This window comes from Neptunomonas sp. (genome assembly GCF_041601355.1).
In the GTDB taxonomy this organism is placed as follows: domain Bacteria; phylum Pseudomonadota; class Gammaproteobacteria; order Pseudomonadales; family Balneatricaceae; genus Neptunomonas.
On record NZ_JBFIIH010000027.1, the window covers coordinates 14287 to 36399 of the forward strand.

The 22113-nt window shown below is 46.4% G+C and carries 20 protein-coding genes; 11 read left to right on the forward strand and 9 right to left on the reverse strand.

Features of this window, described 5'->3' with window-relative positions; translation table 11 throughout:
* Positions 1 to 119: 119 nt before the first annotated feature.
* Both mfd and ABY436_RS06470 read left to right on the forward strand, forming a co-directional pair.
* Positions 120 to 3572 carry a transcription-repair coupling factor gene (gene mfd, locus ABY436_RS06465; protein ID WP_372738182.1) on the forward strand — a complete coding sequence of 1151 codons (3453 nt, stop codon included), beginning with the start codon at positions 120 to 122 and terminating at the stop codon, positions 3570 to 3572.
* Positions 3572 to 4141: a CsiV family protein gene (locus ABY436_RS06470; protein WP_372738183.1), complete on the forward strand. Its 570-nt coding sequence runs from the start codon at positions 3572 to 3574 to the stop codon at positions 4139 to 4141. Before mfd ends, ABY436_RS06470 begins: the two co-directional genes overlap by 1 nt.
* Positions 4142 to 4314: 173 nt before the next feature.
* Here ABY436_RS06470 and ABY436_RS06475 read toward each other — a convergent pair whose 3' ends face one another.
* The 5 genes from ABY436_RS06475 to sohB form a co-directional block, all read right to left on the reverse strand.
* The gene (locus ABY436_RS06475; RefSeq protein ID WP_372738184.1) at positions 4315 to 5466 is read right to left on the reverse strand and encodes a mechanosensitive ion channel family protein; all 1152 of its coding nucleotides are present in this window, start codon (positions 5464 to 5466) and stop codon (positions 4315 to 4317) included.
* Between the two features lie 7 nt (positions 5467 to 5473).
* Complete coding sequence (gene nagZ / locus ABY436_RS06480) at positions 5474 to 6475, reverse strand: beta-N-acetylhexosaminidase (RefSeq protein WP_372738185.1); 1002 nt, start codon at positions 6473 to 6475, stop codon at positions 5474 to 5476.
* A gap of 2 nt (positions 6476 to 6477) precedes the next feature.
* Complete coding sequence (locus ABY436_RS06485) at positions 6478 to 6951, reverse strand: L,D-transpeptidase family protein (RefSeq protein ID WP_372738186.1); 474 nt, start codon at positions 6949 to 6951, stop codon at positions 6478 to 6480.
* Between the two features lie 12 nt (positions 6952 to 6963).
* On the reverse strand, positions 6964 to 7623 hold the full coding sequence (locus ABY436_RS06490) for a TetR/AcrR family transcriptional regulator (protein WP_372738187.1): 660 nt from the start codon (positions 7621 to 7623) through the stop codon (positions 6964 to 6966).
* Positions 7624 to 7703: 80 nt separating this feature from the next.
* Positions 7704 to 8774, reverse strand: coding sequence for a protease SohB (sohB, locus tag ABY436_RS06495; protein WP_372738188.1), 1071 nt, complete (start codon positions 8772 to 8774; stop codon positions 7704 to 7706).
* A gap of 107 nt (positions 8775 to 8881) precedes the next feature.
* On the opposite strand from sohB, the gene ABY436_RS06500 reads away from it, so the two are divergent.
* The gene (locus ABY436_RS06500; RefSeq protein ID WP_372738189.1) at positions 8882 to 9211 is read left to right on the forward strand and encodes an SCP2 sterol-binding domain-containing protein; all 330 of its coding nucleotides are present in this window, start codon (positions 8882 to 8884) and stop codon (positions 9209 to 9211) included.
* A gap of 27 nt (positions 9212 to 9238) precedes the next feature.
* On the opposite strand, the gene nudC is transcribed toward ABY436_RS06500, so the two are convergent.
* Positions 9239 to 10000: an NAD(+) diphosphatase gene (nudC, locus tag ABY436_RS06505; RefSeq protein WP_372738190.1), complete on the reverse strand. Its 762-nt coding sequence runs from the start codon at positions 9998 to 10000 to the stop codon at positions 9239 to 9241.
* Positions 10001 to 10242: 242 nt separating this feature from the next.
* On the opposite strand from nudC, the gene nhaB reads away from it, so the two are divergent.
* Positions 10243 to 11748: a sodium/proton antiporter NhaB gene (nhaB, locus tag ABY436_RS06510; protein ID WP_372738191.1), complete on the forward strand. Its 1506-nt coding sequence runs from the start codon at positions 10243 to 10245 to the stop codon at positions 11746 to 11748.
* A 68-nt stretch (positions 11749 to 11816) separates the two neighbouring features.
* On the opposite strand, the gene dnaQ is transcribed toward nhaB, so the two are convergent.
* From dnaQ to ABY436_RS06525, 3 genes are read right to left on the reverse strand one after another with little or no spacing between them, the layout of a single operon-like run.
* On the reverse strand, positions 11817 to 12533 hold the full coding sequence (dnaQ, locus tag ABY436_RS06515) for a DNA polymerase III subunit epsilon (RefSeq protein WP_372738192.1): 717 nt from the start codon (positions 12531 to 12533) through the stop codon (positions 11817 to 11819).
* A 6-nt stretch (positions 12534 to 12539) separates the two neighbouring features.
* Positions 12540 to 12983 carry a ribonuclease HI gene (rnhA, locus tag ABY436_RS06520; protein ID WP_090728037.1) on the reverse strand — a complete coding sequence of 148 codons (444 nt, stop codon included), beginning with the start codon at positions 12981 to 12983 and terminating at the stop codon, positions 12540 to 12542.
* Positions 12970 to 13746, reverse strand: coding sequence for a methyltransferase domain-containing protein (locus ABY436_RS06525; RefSeq protein ID WP_372738193.1), 777 nt, complete (start codon positions 13744 to 13746; stop codon positions 12970 to 12972). Before ABY436_RS06525 ends, rnhA begins: the two co-directional genes overlap by 14 nt.
* A 98-nt stretch (positions 13747 to 13844) precedes the next feature.
* On the opposite strand from ABY436_RS06525, the gene gloB reads away from it, so the two are divergent.
* The 7 genes from gloB to ABY436_RS06560 all read left to right on the forward strand — a co-directional run.
* Positions 13845 to 14618 carry a hydroxyacylglutathione hydrolase gene (gene gloB, locus ABY436_RS06530; protein WP_372738194.1) on the forward strand — a complete coding sequence of 258 codons (774 nt, stop codon included), beginning with the start codon at positions 13845 to 13847 and terminating at the stop codon, positions 14616 to 14618.
* A 79-nt stretch (positions 14619 to 14697) separates the two neighbouring features.
* Positions 14698 to 16263 carry a LysM peptidoglycan-binding domain-containing protein gene (locus ABY436_RS06535; protein WP_372738195.1) on the forward strand — a complete coding sequence of 522 codons (1566 nt, stop codon included), beginning with the start codon at positions 14698 to 14700 and terminating at the stop codon, positions 16261 to 16263.
* Positions 16264 to 16282: 19 nt separating this feature from the next.
* Positions 16283 to 16528, forward strand: coding sequence for a hypothetical protein (locus ABY436_RS06540; RefSeq protein ID WP_372738196.1), 246 nt, complete (start codon positions 16283 to 16285; stop codon positions 16526 to 16528).
* An 86-nt stretch (positions 16529 to 16614) separates the two neighbouring features.
* Positions 16615 to 18423, forward strand: coding sequence for an extracellular solute-binding protein (locus ABY436_RS06545; RefSeq protein WP_372738197.1), 1809 nt, complete (start codon positions 16615 to 16617; stop codon positions 18421 to 18423).
* Entirely contained in the window at positions 18423 to 19520 is a 1098-nt protein-coding gene (locus ABY436_RS06550; RefSeq protein WP_372738198.1) for a microcin C ABC transporter permease YejB, read from the forward strand. Before ABY436_RS06545 ends, ABY436_RS06550 begins: the two co-directional genes overlap by 1 nt.
* Before the next feature lie 2 nt (positions 19521 to 19522).
* Entirely contained in the window at positions 19523 to 20548 is a 1026-nt protein-coding gene (locus tag ABY436_RS06555; RefSeq protein ID WP_372738199.1) for an ABC transporter permease, read from the forward strand.
* A gap of 62 nt (positions 20549 to 20610) precedes the next feature.
* Positions 20611 to 22113, forward strand: a 1503-nt coding sequence (locus ABY436_RS06560) for an ABC transporter ATP-binding protein (RefSeq protein WP_372738201.1), incomplete at its 3' end; no start/stop codon positions are given.

Below are 22113 nucleotides of genomic sequence, written 5' to 3' on the forward strand. Positions count from 1 at the left end.
TGATTTTTCAAGGCCTTATATCGCTTTTTTCATCCAGCCTGTAATATAGGCCGCTTCTCATTATTTAATAACCAGCTTAACAACAGGCTCAGTAACAAGCCTGGAAAGGGAGAGGTTTCGTGACAAATCTGGTATTTCCGATACCGACAAAACCGGGTGATATCAAATGGATTGGCCAGGCACACCAGAGTGCTGCCGGATTACTCATCGCTCAGGCGGCTCTCAAGCACCAACAACTCACCCTTGTCATCTCACGAAACAGTGACACCGCAAGCCTGCTGGAAAATGAAATTCATTTCTATTCAGCAGCGCAGAACCTGCAAATATTACCCTTTCCTGATTGGGAAACACTCCCCTATGATACTTTTTCACCCCATCAGGACATTACTTCTACCCGGGTAAGCACCCTTAAGCAATTATCTCAGCTTACGCATGGTGTCGTTATTGTTCCGATCAGCACGCTGATGCACCGGATAGCGCCATCAAGCTTTCTTCAGGCTCACTCACTCGTACTACAGACCGGCCAACAGCTGAATATCGATATACTACGACAACAATTGAGCGATGCCGGCTACCGTGCCGTGGACACCGTCAACGAGCACGGCGAGTATACGGTCAGAGGATCCATAATTGACCTGTATCCCATGGGCTCAGAAACGCCATTTCGAATTGATCTGTTTGATGACGAAATAGACTCTCTGAGAACATTTGATGCCGAATCACAACGATCTATCGACAAGATTGAGCAGATACGCCTCTTACCTGCCCGCGAAGTGCCACTCACAACAGAGGCCATCAAAAAGTTCAAACACAACTGGCGTAACGCCTTTGATACAGATCAGCGACGCTGCCCCACTTACCAGGATGTCAGCAACGGCTTTGCACCACCGGGAATAGAGTATTATCTGCCATTTTTCTTTGATGACACGGCAACACTTTTTGATTATCTCCCCAAAGACACACTGATCATTACTGATGGTTCTCTTGAGCATTCCTGCCAGCAATTTTGGAATGATGTTAATAATCGCTATGAAGAGCGCCGCCACGATATAGAACGCCCGATCCTGCCACCCAGAGCTATCTTCACACCTAAAGAAGAGTTTTTTGCAGCACTCAAGTCTTTTCGTCGCCTGCAATTCAGCAGCGACCCGGCCAAGGAAAACTCTGCCGGCAGAATCAACCTCCCTTGTGAGGAAACCAGTGACTTAACGGTTAACGCCCAATCGACATCGCCGTTAGCGCTACTCACAGATTTTATTGCCACACACCCTAATGACCGGATTTTATTTTGTGCCGAATCAGCAGGACGCCGGGCAGCTCTGCAGGATTTGCTCGCCAAAGCCAATATCAAACCGACATCCGTTGACAACTGGCAAGCTTTTCTGGATGACGAGCATAGTTGCGCCCTGACCGTATACCCTATTAACCGCGGTTTAAGCATCAGCGGATCGATGCATGTCATCTCCGAATCACAGCTATTTGGCCGCCAGGTTTTTCAGCGTCGACGACGCGCCAGAGATAAGGATCAAACAGACCTCATCGTTCGCAACCTGGCAGAGCTGGCTCCTAATGCTCCGGTGGTTCATCTTGATCACGGCATCGGACGTTATTTAGGCCTGCAAACCATCGACCTGGACGGCCAGACCAACGAGTTTGTTGCACTATCTTATGCAAATGATGCAAAACTCTATGTCCCCGTCTCCTCGCTACATCTGATCAGTCGCTATAGCGGCAGCAGCGATGAGCTGGCACCTTTACACAGGCTTGGCACCGAACAATGGAGCAAAGCACGCCAAAAAGCCGCTGAAAAGGTACGCGATACAGCCGCAGAACTTCTCGACATTTATGCCAGACGGGCAGCGCGAAAAGGTTTTGCGTTTAGCGACCCAGCCCAAGAGTATCAACAATTTGTTTCGGGCTTTCCCTTTGAAGAAACACCCGACCAGGAAATGGCCATCACCTCGGTGCTTCGCGACATGATTTCACCTCAACCGATGGATCGGCTCATCTGCGGCGATGTGGGCTTTGGTAAAACTGAAGTGGCCATGCGCGCCGCATTTATTGCCGCTCACTCGGGTAAACAAGTCGCTATTCTGGTCCCGACAACCCTGCTGGCCCAGCAGCATTTTGATAACTTCAAAGACCGCTTTGCCGACTGGCCGGTTATGATTGAGCTCATCTCTCGTTTTCGCAGCGGCAAACAGCAAGCCGATGCTATCGAGAAACTTAACAATGGCCAAATTGATATCATCATCGGCACACATAAATTACTTCAGGGCGACATCGTCTTCAAAAACCTGGGGCTGGTGATCATCGACGAAGAACACCGCTTCGGCGTACAGCAAAAAGAGCGCTTAAAATCACTGCGCTCAGAAGTCGACATTCTTACCATGACCGCCACGCCCATTCCCCGTACGCTTAACATGGCGATGTCGGGTATGCGTGATCTGTCCATCATTGCAACACCACCGGCACGAAGACTGGCTGTAAAAACGTTTGTGCGCGAATCAAACTCACCTTTGATAAAAGAAGCCATCCTGCGTGAGTTATTGCGTGGCGGTCAGGTGTACTATCTGCATAATGAAGTTAAAACAATAGAAAAAACAGCTGAAGAATTAGCCGCACTGGTACCCGAAGCCCGCATCGGCATTGGGCATGGACAGATGCGCGAGCGTGAATTGGAGCAAGTCATGGCTGACTTCTACCATAAGCGCCACAACCTGCTGCTGTGTACCACGATTATTGAAACCGGAATTGATATCCCCAACGCTAACACCATTATTATAGATCGGGCCGATAAGTTCGGCCTCGCCCAACTACATCAACTGCGTGGCCGTGTGGGCCGATCACATCATCAGGCTTATGCTTATATGCTGACGCCACCCACCAAAAGCATCAGCAAGGATGCCAACAAACGCCTGGAAGCCATTGCACAAGCTGAAGACCTCGGTGCAGGCTTCACCCTCGCCACTCACGACCTTGAAATACGCGGTGCAGGTGAGCTCTTGGGTGACGACCAGAGCGGCCAGATTCAGGGAATCGGGTTCACGCTTTATATGGAAATGCTGGAAGAGGCAATTCAGTCCATCAAAGAAGGCAAAACACCGAACATGGACAGGCCTCTTCATCATGGTGCCGAGATCAATCTGCACATTCCAGCGCTGATAAAAAACGACTATCTTCCTGATGTACATAGCCGCTTAATCATGTATAAACGTATTTCCAGCGCAAAAAATGAAACAGAACTAACAGAATTACAGATTGAAATGATAGATAGATTTGGTCTTCTGCCTGAAACCACAAAAAATCTATTCAGACTAACCTCATTAAAACTGCTTGCAGAGCAATTGGGTATACTGAAACTGGATGCAGGAAGCCAAAGCGGGCGCATTGAGTTTGAACAATCACCCAAAGTAGACCCATTTACAATAGTGATGATGATTCAAAAACAACCTAAAAAATATAAACTTGAAGGCGCCAGCCATCTCCGTTTTTCTCTGGAAATGGACGATACTGAACAGCGCTTCAGTGCTGTTGAAAATTTGCTTAAAGAGCTAGGTAAGGTAAATTAATGAAAAAAATTCTCTCGTGCTGTGTCGTATTCCTTTTACTCGGCTTGCACAACGCCGCACAAGCAGCCACCGCCTACGGCATCGAAGTACTTATCTTCAGTCGTGACGACGCCTCCGTTAACAGTGAGTACTGGCCAATACCTGACAAAGCCCCCGCTTCCGGTATCAGCTTATCCGGTGGCGGTTACAATGAACGCTCAGCCGCTAGCTTTATGCTAAAAAGCACTGATCAAAGAATCCGGAATACCAGCGGCTTACGCGTGCTGTATCATAAATCATGGAGCCAACCGGTCCGAAAAAGCCGTGACTCACAACCAGTCGCTATACAAGCCGGTAATATGATGGCAGATGGCTATTACGAACTTGAAGGCGCGATCACCGTTGATCGGGGACATTACCTGCACTTCAAGCCGGATCTTCAGCTACGCCGCAATATTACGCTGGAAGATGGGTCAATCAGAACGATCACCGCTGTATTGGACGAGCCCCGCCGCATGAAGTCGAAAGAGGCCCACTATATAGATCATCCGTTGTTTGGCATTCTTGTTTACGCCACACCACTCAACTGAACAATACTTTTGCATTGAAATTACACCGATTACAGGGCTGCCGGCAGCTCTGTAGCTTACTGGTTTAGCGCACTGCCGCCAGACAGCATCAGATTTAAACAGCAGCTTATTAACCCTCTTGACGAGCTCTTTACTGGCCCGTTTCCGGGCCCTCAGCTCATTTGTCGTAGGGTTTAACCATATTTGTTAACCATGCCAGGATTAACAAGCTCCGCCTGATGAAGCTCCCTTTCGGGCAATAAATGTACGGTACTCGTAGGAAAAGCCACCTCAGCGCCATGCTTCTCAACGATCTCCATAATCGACAACAGCACATCCTCTTTGACCTGATGAAAGCGAACCCAATTGGTTGTTTTGGTAAAAGTATATACAAAGAAATCTAACGACGAAGGAGCAAATTTATTCAGATTGACTATCAGGGTCTGATCCTGATCAATCTCAGGATGATGACGCAACAACTCCCTCACATCATCAACAATATCTTTTACGGTTTTAAGGTCACAATATCGTACCCCAACCGTTTCATAGATACGCCGATGCGTCATACGCGAAGGGTTTTCAACCGAAATGCTGGCAAACGTCGCATTGGGAACATACAAGGGCCGCTTATCAAACGTAAGTATGCGCGTGAGCCGCCAGCCAATATCTTCAACCGTCCCTTCAATATTTTTATCAGGGCTTCGTACCCAATCTCCCACTTTAAAAGGACGGTCCATGTAAATCATCAGACCACCGAAGAAATTAGCCAATAAATCTTTCGCAGCAAAACCAACCGCCAAACCACCAATACCACCAAACGCCAACACCCCGGAAATACTGTAACCAAAGCTTTGTAACACAACCAGCGACACAGTGATGATCAACGATAATCGCAACAGCTTTCCTATAGCGCTGATGGTTGTAGCATCGAGTGTTGTATCTATACCTGAGGGATCAATCAACGCCGCTTCAGCGGCTTGAATAAAGCGAATTAAAAACCATCCGAGCAAAACAATAACAGCAACCTTACGTAACGGTCCGACCACATCAAGCAAGACCGTACCCGTTTGCACATCAATGACATCCAATGCCCAACTCACGCCCAACACCCAAATCATCATTACAGCCGGACGCCTGGCCGACTCAAGCAGAATATCATCCCATATATTTCTGGTCCGCTTCAGCTGATTCGCCATACGGCCGAACATTATACGAATAACAAATACGCCGACCACCATCATCAACACAATAACAAAAACACTGAGTATCCAGCTATTTTCCTGGCCAACCGACAAATATTGAGTCAACCAAACATTCAGACTATCTAAAATCACCTTTACATCCATGTGAAACTCAAACCTCCAGAGATTGAATTAAATCAGCTACGCGCTCAAAACGCTGAGCATCGAAAACATTCTTTTTATGCTTCATGGTTTGAATAGAGACAGTGGCAGCAAACTGATGGTTATCCAGATACGTGAGCACCTGCTGCGCTCCTTCAGGGTGATTACACACCAGCGCCATATCACATCCGGCATACAGCGCCGCCTGAGTTCTTTCTATAAACCCTCCCGCTGCAGACGCACCCGCCATACCAAGATCATCACTAAAAATAACACCGCGAAACCCTAACGTTTCGCGTAAAATACGCTTTAGCCAGAATTCGGAAAAACCCGCCGTTTTTTGATCCAACTGCTGATAAATAATATGCGCAGGCATGATCGCGTCTAACCCTTGATCAATTAAGGCTTTAAACGGTTTGATATCCGCCGCACACAACAGATCATAGGAACGCTCATCACAGGGAATATCCAGATGAGAGTCGGCAGCAACCCAACCATGGCCAGGAAAATGCTTACCTGTAGCGGCCATGCCCGCCGCATGCATACCGCGCATAAAGCCGCTAGCCAGGGCAATAACCTGCCCGGTAGTTGTACCAAAAGCGCGATCACCAATAATTTCACTACGAGACCAGTCAATATCCAACACAGGCGCGAAGCTGATATCTACATCGATTTCAACCAATTCAGCCGCCATCAACCATCCGACATCTTCAGCAATACTGACTGCTTGCCCCGGATCGCGTTCCCATAAGCGCGCCAATGCTCTCATGGGGGGAATTCTGACAAACTCATGACGAAAGCGCTGCACACGCCCACCTTCATGATCAACCGCAATCAGGATATCGGGATTTTGCTGGCGAATATCTGCCACCAAATCACGCAGTTGCGATTTACATTGATAGTTACGCCCGAAAAGTATCAAACCACCCGCCTCAGGATGGCCAATCATATCCCGCTCTGCAGGCGTCAGTGACACCCCTTGTACATCCAGCATTAAACGACCGGAAGCCATTTTTATTCCTCAATAAACAGTTCAGTTCCAACCGGAACCCGATCGTAAAGTTCTTTTACATCCGCATTGCGCATACGTATACACCCGTGCGAAACAGGGATGCCCATAGGCTCGCTATCGGGCGTACCATGAATATAGATATAACGGCGCATGCTATCCACTGCCCCTAACCGATTACTGCCAGGCTCTTTGCCGCTTAACCATAAAATACGCGTCAGAATCCAATCTCTTTCAGGAAATTGCCTGGCCAGTTCTGCAGAATAGACTTCGCCCGTGAAGCGGCGCCCGACGAATACGGCGTTTAGCGGCAAATTTTCTCCCACTTTAGCGCGGATAACATGAAGCCCTCTGGGCGTACAGCCAGAGCCCTCTTGCTCTCCTGCACCATTAAGCGCGGTAGATACCGGATACTCGGTAATGACGGTGGAGTGATACAAGGTTAATACTTGTTTTTTAATACTTAACAGCAGATGCATGAAGGATAAAAATCAGAGTCGACAGAAATATGTTTTATCGGAACGCGCCATAAAACCAGCGGAGATAACGGGAACCATTCGATGCAGAATTTTTTCAATTTCATCTTCTTTATCAAACTCCTTTTTTTCTATTTCCATCAATGTATGGACATTTGATAAAGTAAAAACCATTGAACCCAGCAGAAAATGCAAACGCCAGAAAAACTCATCATCTTCCATCGGCGATGCATCAATTCTAAGCTGCGCTAAAAACACCTCTAACTTAGCGTAATGCTCACTCTGAATATAATCCCGTAACTCTTTTTGATTCTTCATATAAGCAAGGTCAAGCAAACGCATAAACATCGGTAATGCATGTGAATTATTCTGCCGGACATGAAGCAACGCTCGCATCACCATCTCGATCAAATCATCTACAGATACGGTTACTTGTGGATTATTGACAAGGTATTCAGAGGTGGCGTTATCTATATATTCACAAAATGGATAAAGATATTGCTCAGAAACAGCCTGAATAAGCCCCTGTTTTGATCCGAAATGATAATTAACCGCTGCCAGATTTACATCTGCTGCAGCGGTAATCTGGCGCATGGTCGTTTCTGAGAATCCCTGCTCAGCAAACAAGGTTTCTGCAGCCTTCAGTATTTGAGTCGCCGTTTTTGACCGCCCCAAGCTCTGCTCCCCTTCTCAGTCCTGCTTTTAATATATCTATTAAAAATATAGCGCAAACATCGACAATAGAACAATATTATTTAACGAGTCATGAAACGACTGTTTGAAACGCGAGACCAGATTTTCGAAACAACACCCTCAGTTGTTTGGATGGCCATTTCACTCAAACGTTCCTGAAGTGACTTCTTAATCTCATAGCGAACCCGAAACACATCAGCATCATCACATGCTGTCATCAGGTAATCATCACTGGTCGATAATTCATCCACCAGCTTCTCTTCTAAAGCCCGCTTACCAAACCAGACTTCACCGGTGGCTACTTTTTCAATGTCTAACTGCGGGCGATAATCAGAAACAAACTCTTTAAATAAAGCATGAGTATCTTCCAGCTCTTCAATAAACTTCTGTTTACCTTTTTCAGTATTTTCACCAAACATAGTGACTGTTCGTTTATATTCTCCGGCGGTAAACATTTCATAATCAACATCATGCTTTTTCAGGACACGATTGAAATTAGGCACCTGCGCAATCACACCGATTGAACCTACCAGTGCAAACGGTGCAGCAATCAACCTGTCAGCCAAACATGCCATCAGATAACCACCACTGGCCGCTACCTGATCGACACATACGGTTAACGGAATACCGCTGGCTTTTATACGCGCCAACTGAGAAGCTGCCAGCCCATAGGTATGTACCATACCACCAGCACTTTCAAGACGAATAACGACTTCATCAATAGGGCGTGCAAAAGTGAGTATCGCCGATATTTCTTCACGCAACGGCTCTACTTCACTGGCTTTGATATCACCATCAAAATCAAGAACATAAATACGTTTCTTTTCTTCTTCTTTCTTCTCTATGCCTTTTTTCGCATCTTTCTTGCGCTGTTTACTTTCGAGCTTGTCCTGCTTTTTTTGCTCTTTAAGCAGCTGCTTATAAGCATCTTTATCCAATACTGCCGCTTCGACAGTATCTTTCATATCTTCATAAAACTCGTTAATCGATGTCAGATCAACAGCGCCATCCCTGTCATCGTGACGATGGCGTGAACTCACCATGAAAATTCCGGCGATTAACAAAAGAAAAACGATTAAACCGGTAAAGGCTTTCGCCGCAAACAGACCGTATTCAAAGAAAAATTCAGACAACAGGTTTCTCCAGAAAAAGAGTTATCAGTATTAAGTCCGCTAATGTACCATAAAAGCCAATTAACGAATCCACTGTAAACTACTTTTCGTGACAGGAATGTATATAAATGAGTTCAGATATCACTGTAGCCCGCGTAATCGCAAAACTCCCTTCACGCTTTCAGGCCGATGCCGCTGAAAACCTCACAGCTATCTTTCAGTTTTTACTTGAAGACGACGATAACTTTTATATTACTATCAACGAGCAAAACTGCACGACTACTCAGGGCGAGCATCATGATCCATCGATCACTTTACTGATGGACGCCGAAACTTTCATTAACGTGGTCACAGGGCAACAGGATGGTATGAGCGCCTTCATGAAGGGGCAGCTCCGCGCTGAAGGCAACGTCATACTGGCAACAAAACTCGGTAAGTTATTTAAAGACAAAAGCTAAAATCATACCTCTGCCTGACATCTCTACTTACACATCCCCGTTCAAAAACTGTTGAATCAAAGCAGATGAGATAGCAAATGAAGGAGGAAGATCGGGCATCGCGTCGCGGTGATACCAGTTAGCCTCCTCAATTTCGACCCCATCGGCGAGCAACTCCCCTCCCGCATAATCAGCAAAGAAACCCAACATTAAAGAATGCGGAAAAGGCCAGGACTGACTTTTAAAATAACGCACATTTTTAACATCGATACCTACCTCTTCATGAATTTCCCGATGCACAGCCGCTTCGGCACTCTCCCCTGCTTCGATAAAACCCGCCAACGTACTGAATCGCCCCGGCGGAAAACGCGGTGAGCGCGCCAGCACACAGCGATCGCCATCAACCACCAGAACAATGATACAAGGCGAAATACGCGGGTACTGAGCTAATGAGCAGTGCTCACAATGCTTCGCTAAATCAACAGCATGGTGCAACATTTTATGCCCGCAACGCCCGCAGAACCGATGCTCGTTATGCCAGATAATCAGTTGCGCAGCCCGGGATAATGTAACGTACTCCTGCTCATTTTTAGACACTGACAACAGGTTTCTAAGATTAGCCTTTTCAAAAGGAATCGAAGAACCTCTTCTGAGAATGACCGCATGAATAGCCGCCTCCCCGATCATACCGACAGGATAAACTGCCTCAATATTCTGTGCTGACAAACATTCTTTACTGGCATGCAAATAACCGCCTGCCGTATTCAAATACATAGACCCTGATGAACCCACTATATAGAGATCGTCCACTACCCTCTCCAACTTTTTCACTTGATTCATTTGATTACTAACACCCGCATTTTACGTATCCCATTGATATACAAGTAGTATAAAGAGACATGACAAATGTCAACATTTACCCTGAAAGCCGGCTTATTCAGGCAATAGTCATGCTTTCCTATTCAGATTTTATCAATCTACTGCTAGTCTACTCCAACATTCGAGCCTCCGTTTGTCACAAACGAGCTGTTTAACAATTAGGACGATGATAAATGACCATCTCTTTTCTTCAGGCATTAATGCGAAATTTCTTAGGGAATTCTCCGGTCTGGTACAAGCAGGCCATTATTGGCTTTCTGATTTTAAACCCTATTCTTTTATTAGTAGCAGGGCCGGTTGTTACTGGCTGGACGCTGATATTCGAGTTCATATTTACATTAGCGCTCGCACTAAAATGCTATCCACTACAACCCGGTGGGCTGATAGCCCTTGAAGCAATCGTCATAGGACTGGCATCACCAGAGTCTGTTTATCATGAAGTAAGCAGTAATTTGGAAGTTATCCTGCTGTTAATGTTCATGGTTGCAGGCATCTATTTTATGAAATCCATGCTGCTATGGATTTTTACCATTATTCTTTTAAAGGTAAAATCTAAAGCAAGCCTTTCATTACTATTCTCATTATCGGCTGCATTCCTGTCTGCATTCCTCGACGCCCTTACTGTTACGGCCGTACTCATTAGTGTAGGAGTCGGATTCTATTCTGTTTATCACAAAGTCGCCTCCGGTAAACATTATGACCACGAACATGATCATGCTGACGACAACTCAGTTGAAGAAACAAACAGGAATGACCTTGAAGATTTCCGTGCATTTTTACGAAGCCTGCTCATGCATGGTGCTGTAGGTACGGCATTAGGCGGCGTTTGCACATTAGTTGGCGAACCTCAAAATTTACTGATTGCTCAAAAAGCGGGATGGGATTTTGTTGAATTCTTTGTGCTGATGGCCCCGATAACAATGCCCGTTCTTATTGCCGGCCTGATCACCTGCTTTACCCTGGAAAAAACACGTACCTTCGGTTATGGCATTGAGCTGCCGATCAGAGTACGACACATTCTTGAAGACTTTGCTGCTAAGGAAAACAAAAAACGCACCCTTCGTGATAAAGCACAGCTTACTGTTCAGGTTTTAGTCTCTATTTTCCTTGTATTGGCGTTAGCATTTCATCTGGCGGCAGTGGGCTTGATCGGCTTAACCGTTATCGTTGTATTAACAGCCATGAACGGCATCACCGAAGAACATCAGATTGGTAAAGCCTTTGAGGAAGCGCTGCCGTTTACCGCTCTTTTAGTCGTTTTCTTTGCAGTAGTTTCTGTCATACATGATCAGCACCTGTTCCAACCTATTATTCATGCGGTGCTTGCGATGGATCCGGCAGACCAGCCTGGTTTCTTCTTTATCGCTAACGGCATGCTTTCCGCCATCAGTGACAATGTCTTCGTTGCCACTGTTTATATCAACGAAGTCTCTGCAGCTTTAGCAGCTGGCGATATTACCCAAGATCATTTTGATTCGCTGGCCATCGCGATCAACACAGGAACCAACATTCCTAGTGTTGCCACCCCTAATGGCCAGGCTGCTTTCCTGTTCTTACTGACATCGGCTCTGGCGCCACTTATCCGTCTTTCATACGGTCGCATGGTGATCATGGCCCTTCCATACACTGTCGTCATGAGCCTTGTGGGATACACGGCTGTCACTATAGCACTGCACTAACCATAAAAAATCTATAAAAAAGCGGGCTATCATGCCCGCTTTGTTATGTCTCTACAGCCATTCCTACCTCAAACATCAGACACGGCTTTTCGCCATAAGCACTCACCACCGGCACTCTTATCTAATCTATCCAGAAACAACTCGTGCGCTTCAATTTCTGCATCTGTCGCCAGCAGTACTGGCAGACCTAATGATTCAGCGCCCACTCTTTTAACAATAGCTACATCGCCCTCCTGAGTCTCCGCATGATCGCTGAGTAATAACGACGTCTGGCCGCCTGTAAGAGCAAGATAAACATCTGCCAGGATTTCCGAATCCAATAACGCCCCGTGCAATTCACGATGAGAGTTATCGATACCATAACGTTTGCATAACGCATTTAAGTTATTTTTTTGTCCGGGATGCTTACTCCTCGCCAAACGCAAAGAGTCGGTAATAGTACAAATATCGGCGACCCGAACCGCGTAACCATTACGCTCTAACTCAGCATCAATAAAGCCAATATCAAACGTCGCATTATGGATAATTAGCTCAGCGCCACGAATAAACTCGAGAAACTCATCCGCAATACCCTTGAAGCGTGGTTTATCTTCAAGAAACTCATGAGTGATTCCGTGCACCGCCATCGCTTCCTGATCTATCTCGCGATCCGGCTTGACGTACTGATGATAATGGTTACCGGTTAACCGTCGGCGCTGCATTTCAACACAGCCGATTTCTATAATATTGTGACCTTCCGACCACTCAAGGCCGGTTGTTTCTGTATCGAGAATAATCTGACGCATACTGCTTTAAACCCTTTTTAAAATCTCATCGACACCACGATTAGCTAACTGATCTGCTAATTCGTTTTCCGGATGCCCACTATGCCCTTTAACCCACCGCCAATCGATCTTGTATTGCGCAGACAGATCATCGAGTCGCTGCCATAAATCGGCATTTTTAACCGGCTTCTTTGCCGCTGTTTTCCAGCCGTTCTTGCGCCACCCGGCAATCCACTCAGTAATACCTTTACGCACATATTGTGAGTCAGTCGTCAGCACCACACTGCAGGATTTATTCAAGGCTGAAAGGGCCTCAATAGCAGCTAATAACTCCATACGGTTGTTAGTGGTATCTTTATCGCCACCCCATAACAGCTTCTCTTTATCACCATATCTGAGAACCGCTCCCCAGCCACCAGGACCCGGGTTTCCTTTACAGGCTCCATCAGTAAATATCTCAACGACTTTCACGTGCCTGTCCTCTTGTAGCCGGCTCACCCACCGGTAATCTTATAAAACGTTTTGCCAAATTCCGCGGATTAATCGCGGTCATTCCGCCGATATCTTTTCGTGCCAGAATCACATTAAATGCTCCGAACCTTGGCATCGACTTTCTTGCAAATGTCTGCAGCCACCCAAAGCGCCGTCTCACAGCGGGCGACTCACAAGGCGGAAAAAAATAATCACTGAGCGAACGTAGCTCGGTGAGTTCAAGTAAATTAATCCAGTCGATTAATCGATGATGGCTCAAAAAATGTGCATTTTGCCACACGTTTTTTTTACTGCTACGGGTTAACAGCCGAGAGATACCCCACCAGGAAAAGGGATTAAAACTCACAATCAACAGATGCCCACCCGGTCTGAGCACTCGTGCAGCTTCACGTAAAACCTGGTGCGGACTGGAGGTAAAATCTAAGGTGTGGTGTAACAACACAACATCCACGCTGTTATGTTCCAACGGCAGTTCTGTAGCCTGAGCCACAATACTGTTAGTTTTCATTCCAAGTTCGAGTTTATGATAAACAATAAACGTATGTGTTATGGAGCTTGACTCTGCCAGATTTCTTACAGGATCAATACCAATCTGCGCCAGATGTACGCCATACAGACCAGGCAAAAAACGATCCAGTATTCGCTGCTCTGCTTCCAGCAAATCCTGACCCAAATTTTCTGAAAGCCATTTCCTTAAAGGTTCAGACAGTTGCTCAACAGGCTCTTGATTTCGATAATTCATCAGTGAACGCTATAAACCTTAATTTTTACTAAGACAACATATTAACAGTCATAACCCTTTAGGGTAATCTCAGGCTATTAAATATATGAGGATTCTGCATGTTTACCGCAACACCGCTACCCGCTTTTACTGACAATTACATCTGGATGCTGACAACAGAAAACTCCACCGGCATGGTGGTAGTCGATCCCGGCGATGCCGATGTTGTTATCCAGGCAATTAAAACCACCCGACAACCCTTGGCAGCCATTTTATTAACACATCATCACCCTGATCATACAGGCGGTGTAAAACAGCTGACTGACAAGTACCCGATACCAGTATACGGGCCTGCAAATTCGCCCTTTAAGGATATATCTCACCCGCTAACAGATCAGATGGAGATCAATATTTTAGGCGAAACATTAATCGTAAAAGAGGTGCCCGGACACACGCTGGATCATATCTGTTATTTTCAACCCACAGGTACACCTCAACTATTCTGTGGAGACACTCTGTTTTTAGCAGGTTGTGGCCGCCTGTTCGAAGGCAGCGCCGCCCAAATGTTAGACAATATGCATTACTTTACATCATTACCCGCAAATACAAATATTTACTGCACCCATGAGTACTCATTAGCCAACCTGGCCTTTGCGGCAGCAGTAGAACCCAACAACCATGATATTCAACAGGTAACAGAAAAGTGCCGGATGTTAAGAGCGGCTAACCAGCCGACATTGCCTTCTAACATCGCCCAAGAGCTGAAAATAAACCCCTTTATGCGCTCTAACAACCAGCAAGTACAAATAGCAGCACAAGGTTATAAAAAGACAAGCATAAACTCTGAACTTGATACTTTTACGGCTATTCGTGAATGGAAAAATAATTTCTGATCGATCTGCACAATATGATGCATTGACCCTTTTGTTAAGCCTGCTAAAATTACGCATCTGAATTTCACGGAACAGCCGCATGCATAGTCGTTTATTTCTCCCAACCCTGTTGGTATCGAGTCTGCTCGTCGGGTGTCAAACCATACCAAAAAGCGAAAATATACCAGCCGATAAAGCAGCAACCACGATTAATAGTCGGGTAACTTCGACTATCCCTGCGGCTCACCAAGTAAAAAAACCTCAACAGCCCATTTCAAAACAAGCCGAATTTACCGGCTCACATGAGGATCTATGGGAGCTTACGCGTGCAAACTTTCTCCTCACAGATGACGCTGAACACCAAGCTGTCACCACACAAATAGAGTGGTATAGCCAGTATCCAAGCCATATGCGGCGCGTAACAGAAAATGCCGCCCGTTATTATCATTATGTTTTGAATGAAGTCCTTAAACGCGGCTTACCCGCAGAAATCGCTTTATTACCTGCCGTTGAAAGCACCTATGATCCGCAAGCCTACTCTTCGGGACACGCTGCAGGCATCTGGCAATTCATACCCAGCACGGCAGAATACCGCGGATTAGAAAAAAACCGTTGGTATGATGGGCGAAAAGATATTATCGATTCTACCCATGGTGCTCTGGACTATCTTGAAGATTTAAACAAACGCTTTGATGGTGACTGGTTGTTAACAATGGCCGCCTACAACGCCGGTGGTGGCACCGTATCCAGAGCGATCAGAAAAAACAAAGAGGCCGGAAAACCCACTGATTACTGGTCGCTTCCTTTACCAAAAGAAACGCGACTTTATGTTCCAAGGATCCTGGCTCTTGCCTCGTTTGTCAGATCACCAGACCTTTATACAATGGACCTTCCCGCGATCAATAATGAACCCTATTTTGATATCGTCGAAACCAGCGGACAGATCAATCTGGCTCAGGCCGCCGATATTTCCGGAACTCGTCTGGCAGAGATAAAACAATTAAATCCTGGCATCCTGGGCAAAATATCAGCCCCATCAGGCCCGTACCGCTTACTTATCCCGGAAAACAAAGCACAACAGTTTCGTAGTGCCTTAAATGAACTGACCCAACCCAACGCCAGTTGGGCAGAATATACCATCAAGTCGGGTGATTCACTGAGTGTGATAGCAGAGAAATTTGATACATCTGTGAGCGTTATCAAGAACGCCAACCAGCTATCTTCCAACCAACTGTTTGCCGGCAAATCTCTTTTCATCCCGCAAGGATCAGGCCTGGAAAACCCATTCGAAAATGCTAACAACAGACGTAAAACGGATGTCATTTCCCAATACAAAGTGCAGTCAGGTGACACTTTGTGGGACATAGCCAAAACCCATCAGGTCAGTGTGGCATCGCTTAAACAATGGAATAATATCAAGTCCGCTGACACGCTTAAGACCGGCAAAACGTTAAGAATTGGTAATTTACCTAAAAACTTCAGCGAAGACGAAGCTGAGGCACTTCAGAAAATTGGTTATAGAGTACAAAATGGCGACTCCCTTTCTGTGATTGCCGAGCGTTATAATGTCAATGTAGCTGACATTCGTGAGTGGAATAATTTAAGCAGCAATAATGCCGTTATCAAAACAGGACAACAGCTCACTCTCTTTATCAGCGAAAGTTAAGTTAACGGTACGAAACTTTATGAGCATGCTTGATATTTTTATTATCGTCGTTGCCACAGCCAGCGCCATTATCTTTAAAGTATCCCTTTATAAACGCATTCAACGCTGGATGGATCAGGATTTAATCAAAGGACTGGCAAACGGCGACAATGAAAAACACTCATACCTGAGCCGAGAGCACCAGCGCCTCATCTCGGAAAAAACACCGCGCAAACTACTCCATCAACTCTTAACCGAGCACGCTAAACACTATTCTTCAGAATAAACAGACAATTGAAGAGTGGTATTCAATGATCGTCACTGATATAACAGCATTATCAGTACGCAGCCAAACACTCTGGGTTTTAGTTTATGTCTATGTTTTCTTTAAAAAAAACACTTTTAAATACACTGCTTATCAGCATTATTTCTTTTTCATGTAACGCCGCACAACATGGCTTGTCTATGCATGGCGACCTCAAATATCCAGCTAATTTTACTCACTTTGAATACGCCAACCCTGCGGCTCCCAAGGGGGGCGATATCAAAGAATGGGCATTGGGCACATTCGACAGCTTCAATGGGTTTATCATCAAAGGGACATCGGCCGATGGCTTAGGACTGATCTACGACAGCTTAATGAATAAAGCGCTGGATGAGCCTTTTTCTCAATATGGTTTATTAGCCGCCAGCGTTGATATGCCAGCGTCACGAGAGCATATTACGTTTTTTCTCCGGCCTGAAGCACGCTTCTCTGACGGGCAACCGGTTACGGCTCAGGATGTCGTGTTCACCTTCAATACATTACTTGAGAAAGGTGCGCCTTTTTACAGGGCTTATCTTGGAGATATTGAACGAGTAGAAGCGATCAACCCGCTGACCGTAAAGTTTCATTTTAAAAACAATGGCAACAGAGAACTTCCGTTGATTGTCGGCGAGATCCCTATTCTTCCTCAGCATTTTTGGAAAAACCAGGACTTCTCAGCTCCGTTAACCCAAATCCCGGTCGGTTCAGGCCCTTACATACTGAGCAAGTTTGAATCAGGGCGTTCTGTTACCTATCAACGCAATGCGGATTACTGGGGCAAAGACCTTCCCGTCAACAAAGGCCGGTTTAATTTTGATTCCATCACTTATGATTACTACCGGGACAGTACTGTCTCCTTAGAAGCCTTTAAAGCAGGTGCCTATGACTTCAGACAGGAGACCTCCTCAAAACAGTGGGCGACCGGCTATACAGGCCCGCAATTTGATAGTGGACAACTGATTAAAAAAGAAATTCAGCATCAAAAACCCACCGGTATGCAGGCATTTTTATTTAATACACGTAAACCCTACTTTCAAGACCCGCAAGTCCGCAAAGCGCTCACCTATGCTTTTGACTTTGAATGGACCAACAGCAATCTTTTTTACAGTGCTTATACACGTACCCATAGCTACTTTTCAAACTCAGATATGGCAGCAAGCGAACTGCCTACAGCCGAGGAGATTGCCATTCTGGAACCGTTCAGAGATCAGCTCCCACCCGAGGTTTTCACTCAGGTTTACCGGGCGCCGACCTATGACGGCACCGGCCAGATACGCCCTCAGATAAGACAGGCGCTGCGCATATTAAAAACTGCCGGATGGGAGTTGACCAACGGAAAGCTCATCAATAAAGACACAAAAGAAGCGATGGTTTTTGAAATCTTACTGGTTCAGAAAGAGTTCGAACGCATTGTTGCCCCAATGATCAAAAATCTGCAGCGCATGGGTGTTCAGGCCAACATCCGCATTGTTGATGTCTCTCAATATATCAACCGACTGCGCGCATTTGATTTTGACATGGTTGTGGGTTCGTTTGGCCAGTCCTCATCACCGGGCAATGAGCAATTTGAGTACTGGGGCTCAAAAAATGCGCAACAACCCGGCAGCCGTAACCTGATTGGCATTGAGAATCCGGTGATTGATAAGTTGATTGAACTGATTATTCAGGCGCCTGACCGAAAACAACTGGTATTCAGAACGCGGGCACTGGATCGGGTTCTTCAGTGGAATTACTACGTTATTCCGCAATATCACAGCCGCAGCTATCGTATCGCCTACAAGAACATTTTCGGCTCTCCGGCGATAACACCGGTGTATGACCTTGGCTTTGATACCTGGTGGATAGAACCTTCATTGGCTGAGCCGGCAAACTGATGGCGGCTTATATATTACGCAGATTACTGCTGATTATACCCACCCTCATCGGCATATTGACGATAAATTTTCTTATTATTCAGGCAGCGCCGGGCGGCCCTGTTGAGCAGACTATTGCGCAGCTCGAAGGGCTGACCAACAATGCCCTGCCTGGCGGGGCCGGTGGTGGCGACCTGACTTCCAGTGCGGCTAATAACGGCAGCAGCACGGCAAGCAGCTACCGTGGTGGACGCGGTCTTGATCCAAGTCTGGTCGCTGAAATAGAAGCTCTTTACGGCTTCGATAAGCCGGCCCATGAGCGGTATTTTCAAATGCTCGGCAACTACCTGACCTTTGACTTTGGCAAAAGCTTTTACAGCGATAAAAGTGTCATAGACCTGATTATCGAAAAGCTACCGGTGTCTATCTCATTAGGGCTGTGGACCACGCTGCTCACTTATCTGATATCTGTACCACTGGGCATTCGAAAAGCGGTCAAAGATGGCTCCCGATTCGATATATGGAGCAGTACTGTTATTATTATTGGCTATGCCATTCCTAACTTTCTGTTTGCGATTCTCCTCATCGTTCTGTTTGCCGGTGGCAGCTACTTCGACTGGTTTCCGCTACGCGGACTGACCTCTTCTAATTTTGATGAACTCTCTCTGTTAGGCAAAATTGGTGATTATTTCTGGCATATCACCCTGCCGGTGTTCGCCTCCGTTATCAGCAGCTTTGCGACGCTTACTATGCTCACCAAAAACTCATTTCTTGATGAGATTAACAAGCAATATGTACTGACCGCACGCGCCAAAGGCTTAACTGAAAAAGGTGTGTTGTATGGTCATGTTTTCCGCAATGCGATGCTCTTGATTATCGCCGGAATGCCAGCCGCCTTAATCGGAATATTTTTTACCGGTTCCATGCTCATCGAGGTCATCTTCTCTCTGGATGGACTCGGCCTGCTCGGATATGAAGCCGTTATCAACCGCGACTATCCGGTCATTTTTGGTACGCTTTATATTTTCACGTTAATCGGCTTATTAATGAAGCTGATAAGCGACCTGACCTATGTCATGGTGGATCCACGTATCGACTTTGAAAGCAGGGAGCAGTAAGTATGACTCCTATCAATCAACGTCGAGTTGCCAATTTCAAAATAAACCGGCGTGGTTACTGGTCATTGTGGATCTTCTTACTGCTGTTCGTTCTGAGTCTATTTGCAGAACTGATTGCCAACGACCAACCGCTGGTCATAAAATTTCAGGATGAATTGTATTTCCCTGTCGTTAAAGAGTATTACGAAACCGAATTTGGTGGTGAGTTTGAATCTCAGGCCGATTATAAAGATCCCTATATCCAGGAACTGATCAGCGAAGGAGGCAACGGCTGGATCCTCTGGCCACTGATTCGCTATGACCACCGCACCATTAACTATGACCTACCCGTACCGGCGCCGTCGCCACCGAGCAGTGAAAACCTGTTAGGTACCGATGATCAGGGGCGCGATGTATTCGCCAGAGTCATTTATGGTTTTCGTATCTCCATTCTGTTCGCACTGGTACTGACCATCACCAGCTCAGTCATCGGTGTTATTGCCGGCGCGTTACAGGGCTTTTACGGTGGCAAGGTCGATCTGTACTTTCAGCGCTTTATCGAAATCTGGTCTGGCCTTCCGGTACTGTTTCTGCTGATTATTCTTGCCAGCATTGTTGAGCCTAATTTCTGGTGGCTGCTGGGTATCATGCTGCTGTTTTCGTGGATGAATCTGGTGGACGTGGTACGTGCAGAGTTTCTTCGTGGCAGAAATCTTGAATATGTCAGAGCCGCCAGAGCCCTGGGCGTATCGAACCAGCAGATCATGTTCAAGCATATTTTACCAAACGCCATGGTTGCTACGCTTACCTTTATGCCTTTTATCTTCAACGGTGGCATTGTGACCCTTACCGCACTGGACTTCCTTGGATTTGGACTACCGCCAGGCTCCGCATCACTGGGAGAACTGATTGCACAAGGAAAAGATAATCTGCACGCGCCCTGGCTGGGTCTGTCCGCTTTTATGACCCTGTCTATTATGCTCACCCTGCTGATTTTTATCGGTGAAGCCATACGTGATGCTTTTGATCCACGGAAAACTTTATTATGACGCAGCAACGCAACGTAAACCCTAAGACCAAGCTTGAGACCAACCCTGACAGCAATGCTGGCATCGGTGAGTGCTTGCTCAGGATAGATAACCTCAGCGTGAAATTTGGTGAAGGATCAACGGCGGTTGATGCGGTAAAATCGGTTAGCTTTACATTAAACAAGGGTGAAACACTGGCGCTGGTAGGCGAATCCGGCTCCGGAAAATCAGTCACGGCTTTATCTGTTTTGCGCTTACTCCCCTACCCAAAAGCCAGTCACCCAACCGGCCGTATTCTGTATCAGGGAGAAGATATTTTACAAGCGGATGAACCCAATTTAAGAAAAATCCGCGGCGACCGCATCAGTATTATTTTCCAGGAACCGATGACCTCGCTTAATCCACTGCATACTATCGAGAAGCAGATTGGAGAGAGCCTTTGGCTACACAAAATGCTCAAAGGCGATACAGCCCGCGAGCGAATACTCGAATTGCTCAATCTGGTGGGCATAAGGGATCCGCAGAGCCGCTTAAACAGCTACCCGCACCAACTATCCGGAGGGCAGCGACAGCGCGTCATGATCGCCATGGCGCTGGCTAATGAACCCCAGTTGCTAATTGCTGACGAACCCACAACAGCGTTGGACGTGACCGTACAGAAACAGATATTAGAGCTGTTACAACAACTGCAAAAAAAGCTCGGCATGGCGATTCTACTGATCACTCATGATCTGAATATTGTTAAACACTATGCAAAGAATGTCTGTGTGATGTATGAGGGAGAAATAGTCGAGTATGGTGCAACCGCTCAAATCTTTAATCAACCACAGGCACACTACACGCAACAGCTGATTTCAGCAGAGCCCACAGGCAATCCGCTTCCCATCAAAGAAAACAGTGACCTCATTTTAGAAACACAGCAACTGAAAATCTGGTTTCCGGTCAAACGTGGCTTTCTCGGCAGAACCGTTGACCATATCAAAGCGGTTAATGACGTTAGCCTGACGCTCAGACGTGGTGAAACACTCGGTGTAGTCGGCGAGTCAGGTTCTGGGAAAACCACACTCGGGCTGGCGATTCTCCGTCTGATCCGCAGTGAAGGCGTCATCAATTTCCATGGCAGCAGAATCGATAACCTCAATCAGAAAGCCGTCAAGCCACTACGCAGGCAGCTGCAAGTGGTTTTTCAGGATCCTTTCGGCAGCCTCAGTCCGCGCATGTCAGTAGAAGAATGTATTGCTGAGGGCTTAAGCGTCCACAAGATTGGCAGCGTGTCGGAACGTACCGCCATGATCCGCCAAGCGCTCATTGAAGTAGACCTTGACCCAGAGGTACGCCACCGTTATCCGCATGAATTCTCGGGCGGACAGCGGCAACGCATCTCGATTGCCCGCGCACTTATCCTTAAACCTGACATCATTATTCTGGACGAACCAACATCAGCACTGGACAGAACCGTGCAAGTGCAGATTGTTGAACTGCTCAAAGATCTGCAGAAAAAATATGGTCTCAGTTATATATTTATCAGTCATGACTTATCGGTTATCAAAGCACTTAGCCACAAGGTGCTGGTCATGAAGCAGGGA

Bases quoted from the DNA above. Each gene is read 5' to 3' on its own strand.
- ABY436_RS06470 (WP_372738183.1), top strand. From the start codon at position 3,572: ATGAAAAAAATTCTCTCGTGCTGTGTCGTATTCCTTTTACTCGGCTTG.
- ABY436_RS06475 (WP_372738184.1), bottom strand. From the start codon at position 5,466: ATGGATGTAAAGGTGATTTTAGATAGTCTGAATGTTTGGTTGACTCAA.
- nagZ (WP_372738185.1), bottom strand. From the start codon at position 6,475: ATGGCTTCCGGTCGTTTAATGCTGGATGTACAAGGGGTGTCACTGACG.
- ABY436_RS06485 (WP_372738186.1), bottom strand. From the start codon at position 6,951: ATGCATCTGCTGTTAAGTATTAAAAAACAAGTATTAACCTTGTATCAC.
- ABY436_RS06500 (WP_372738189.1), top strand. From the start codon at position 8,882: ATGAGTTCAGATATCACTGTAGCCCGCGTAATCGCAAAACTCCCTTCA.
- nhaB (WP_372738191.1), top strand. From the start codon at position 10,243: ATGACCATCTCTTTTCTTCAGGCATTAATGCGAAATTTCTTAGGGAAT.
- dnaQ (WP_372738192.1), bottom strand. From the start codon at position 12,533: ATGCGTCAGATTATTCTCGATACAGAAACAACCGGCCTTGAGTGGTCG.
- ABY436_RS06525 (WP_372738193.1), bottom strand. From the start codon at position 13,746: ATGAATTATCGAAATCAAGAGCCTGTTGAGCAACTGTCTGAACCTTTA.
- gloB (WP_372738194.1), top strand. From the start codon at position 13,845: ATGTTTACCGCAACACCGCTACCCGCTTTTACTGACAATTACATCTGG.
- ABY436_RS06535 (WP_372738195.1), top strand. From the start codon at position 14,698: ATGCATAGTCGTTTATTTCTCCCAACCCTGTTGGTATCGAGTCTGCTC.
- ABY436_RS06540 (WP_372738196.1), top strand. From the start codon at position 16,283: ATGAGCATGCTTGATATTTTTATTATCGTCGTTGCCACAGCCAGCGCC.
- ABY436_RS06545 (WP_372738197.1), top strand. From the start codon at position 16,615: ATGTCTATGTTTTCTTTAAAAAAAACACTTTTAAATACACTGCTTATC.
- ABY436_RS06550 (WP_372738198.1), top strand. From the start codon at position 18,423: ATGGCGGCTTATATATTACGCAGATTACTGCTGATTATACCCACCCTC.
- ABY436_RS06555 (WP_372738199.1), top strand. From the start codon at position 19,523: ATGACTCCTATCAATCAACGTCGAGTTGCCAATTTCAAAATAAACCGG.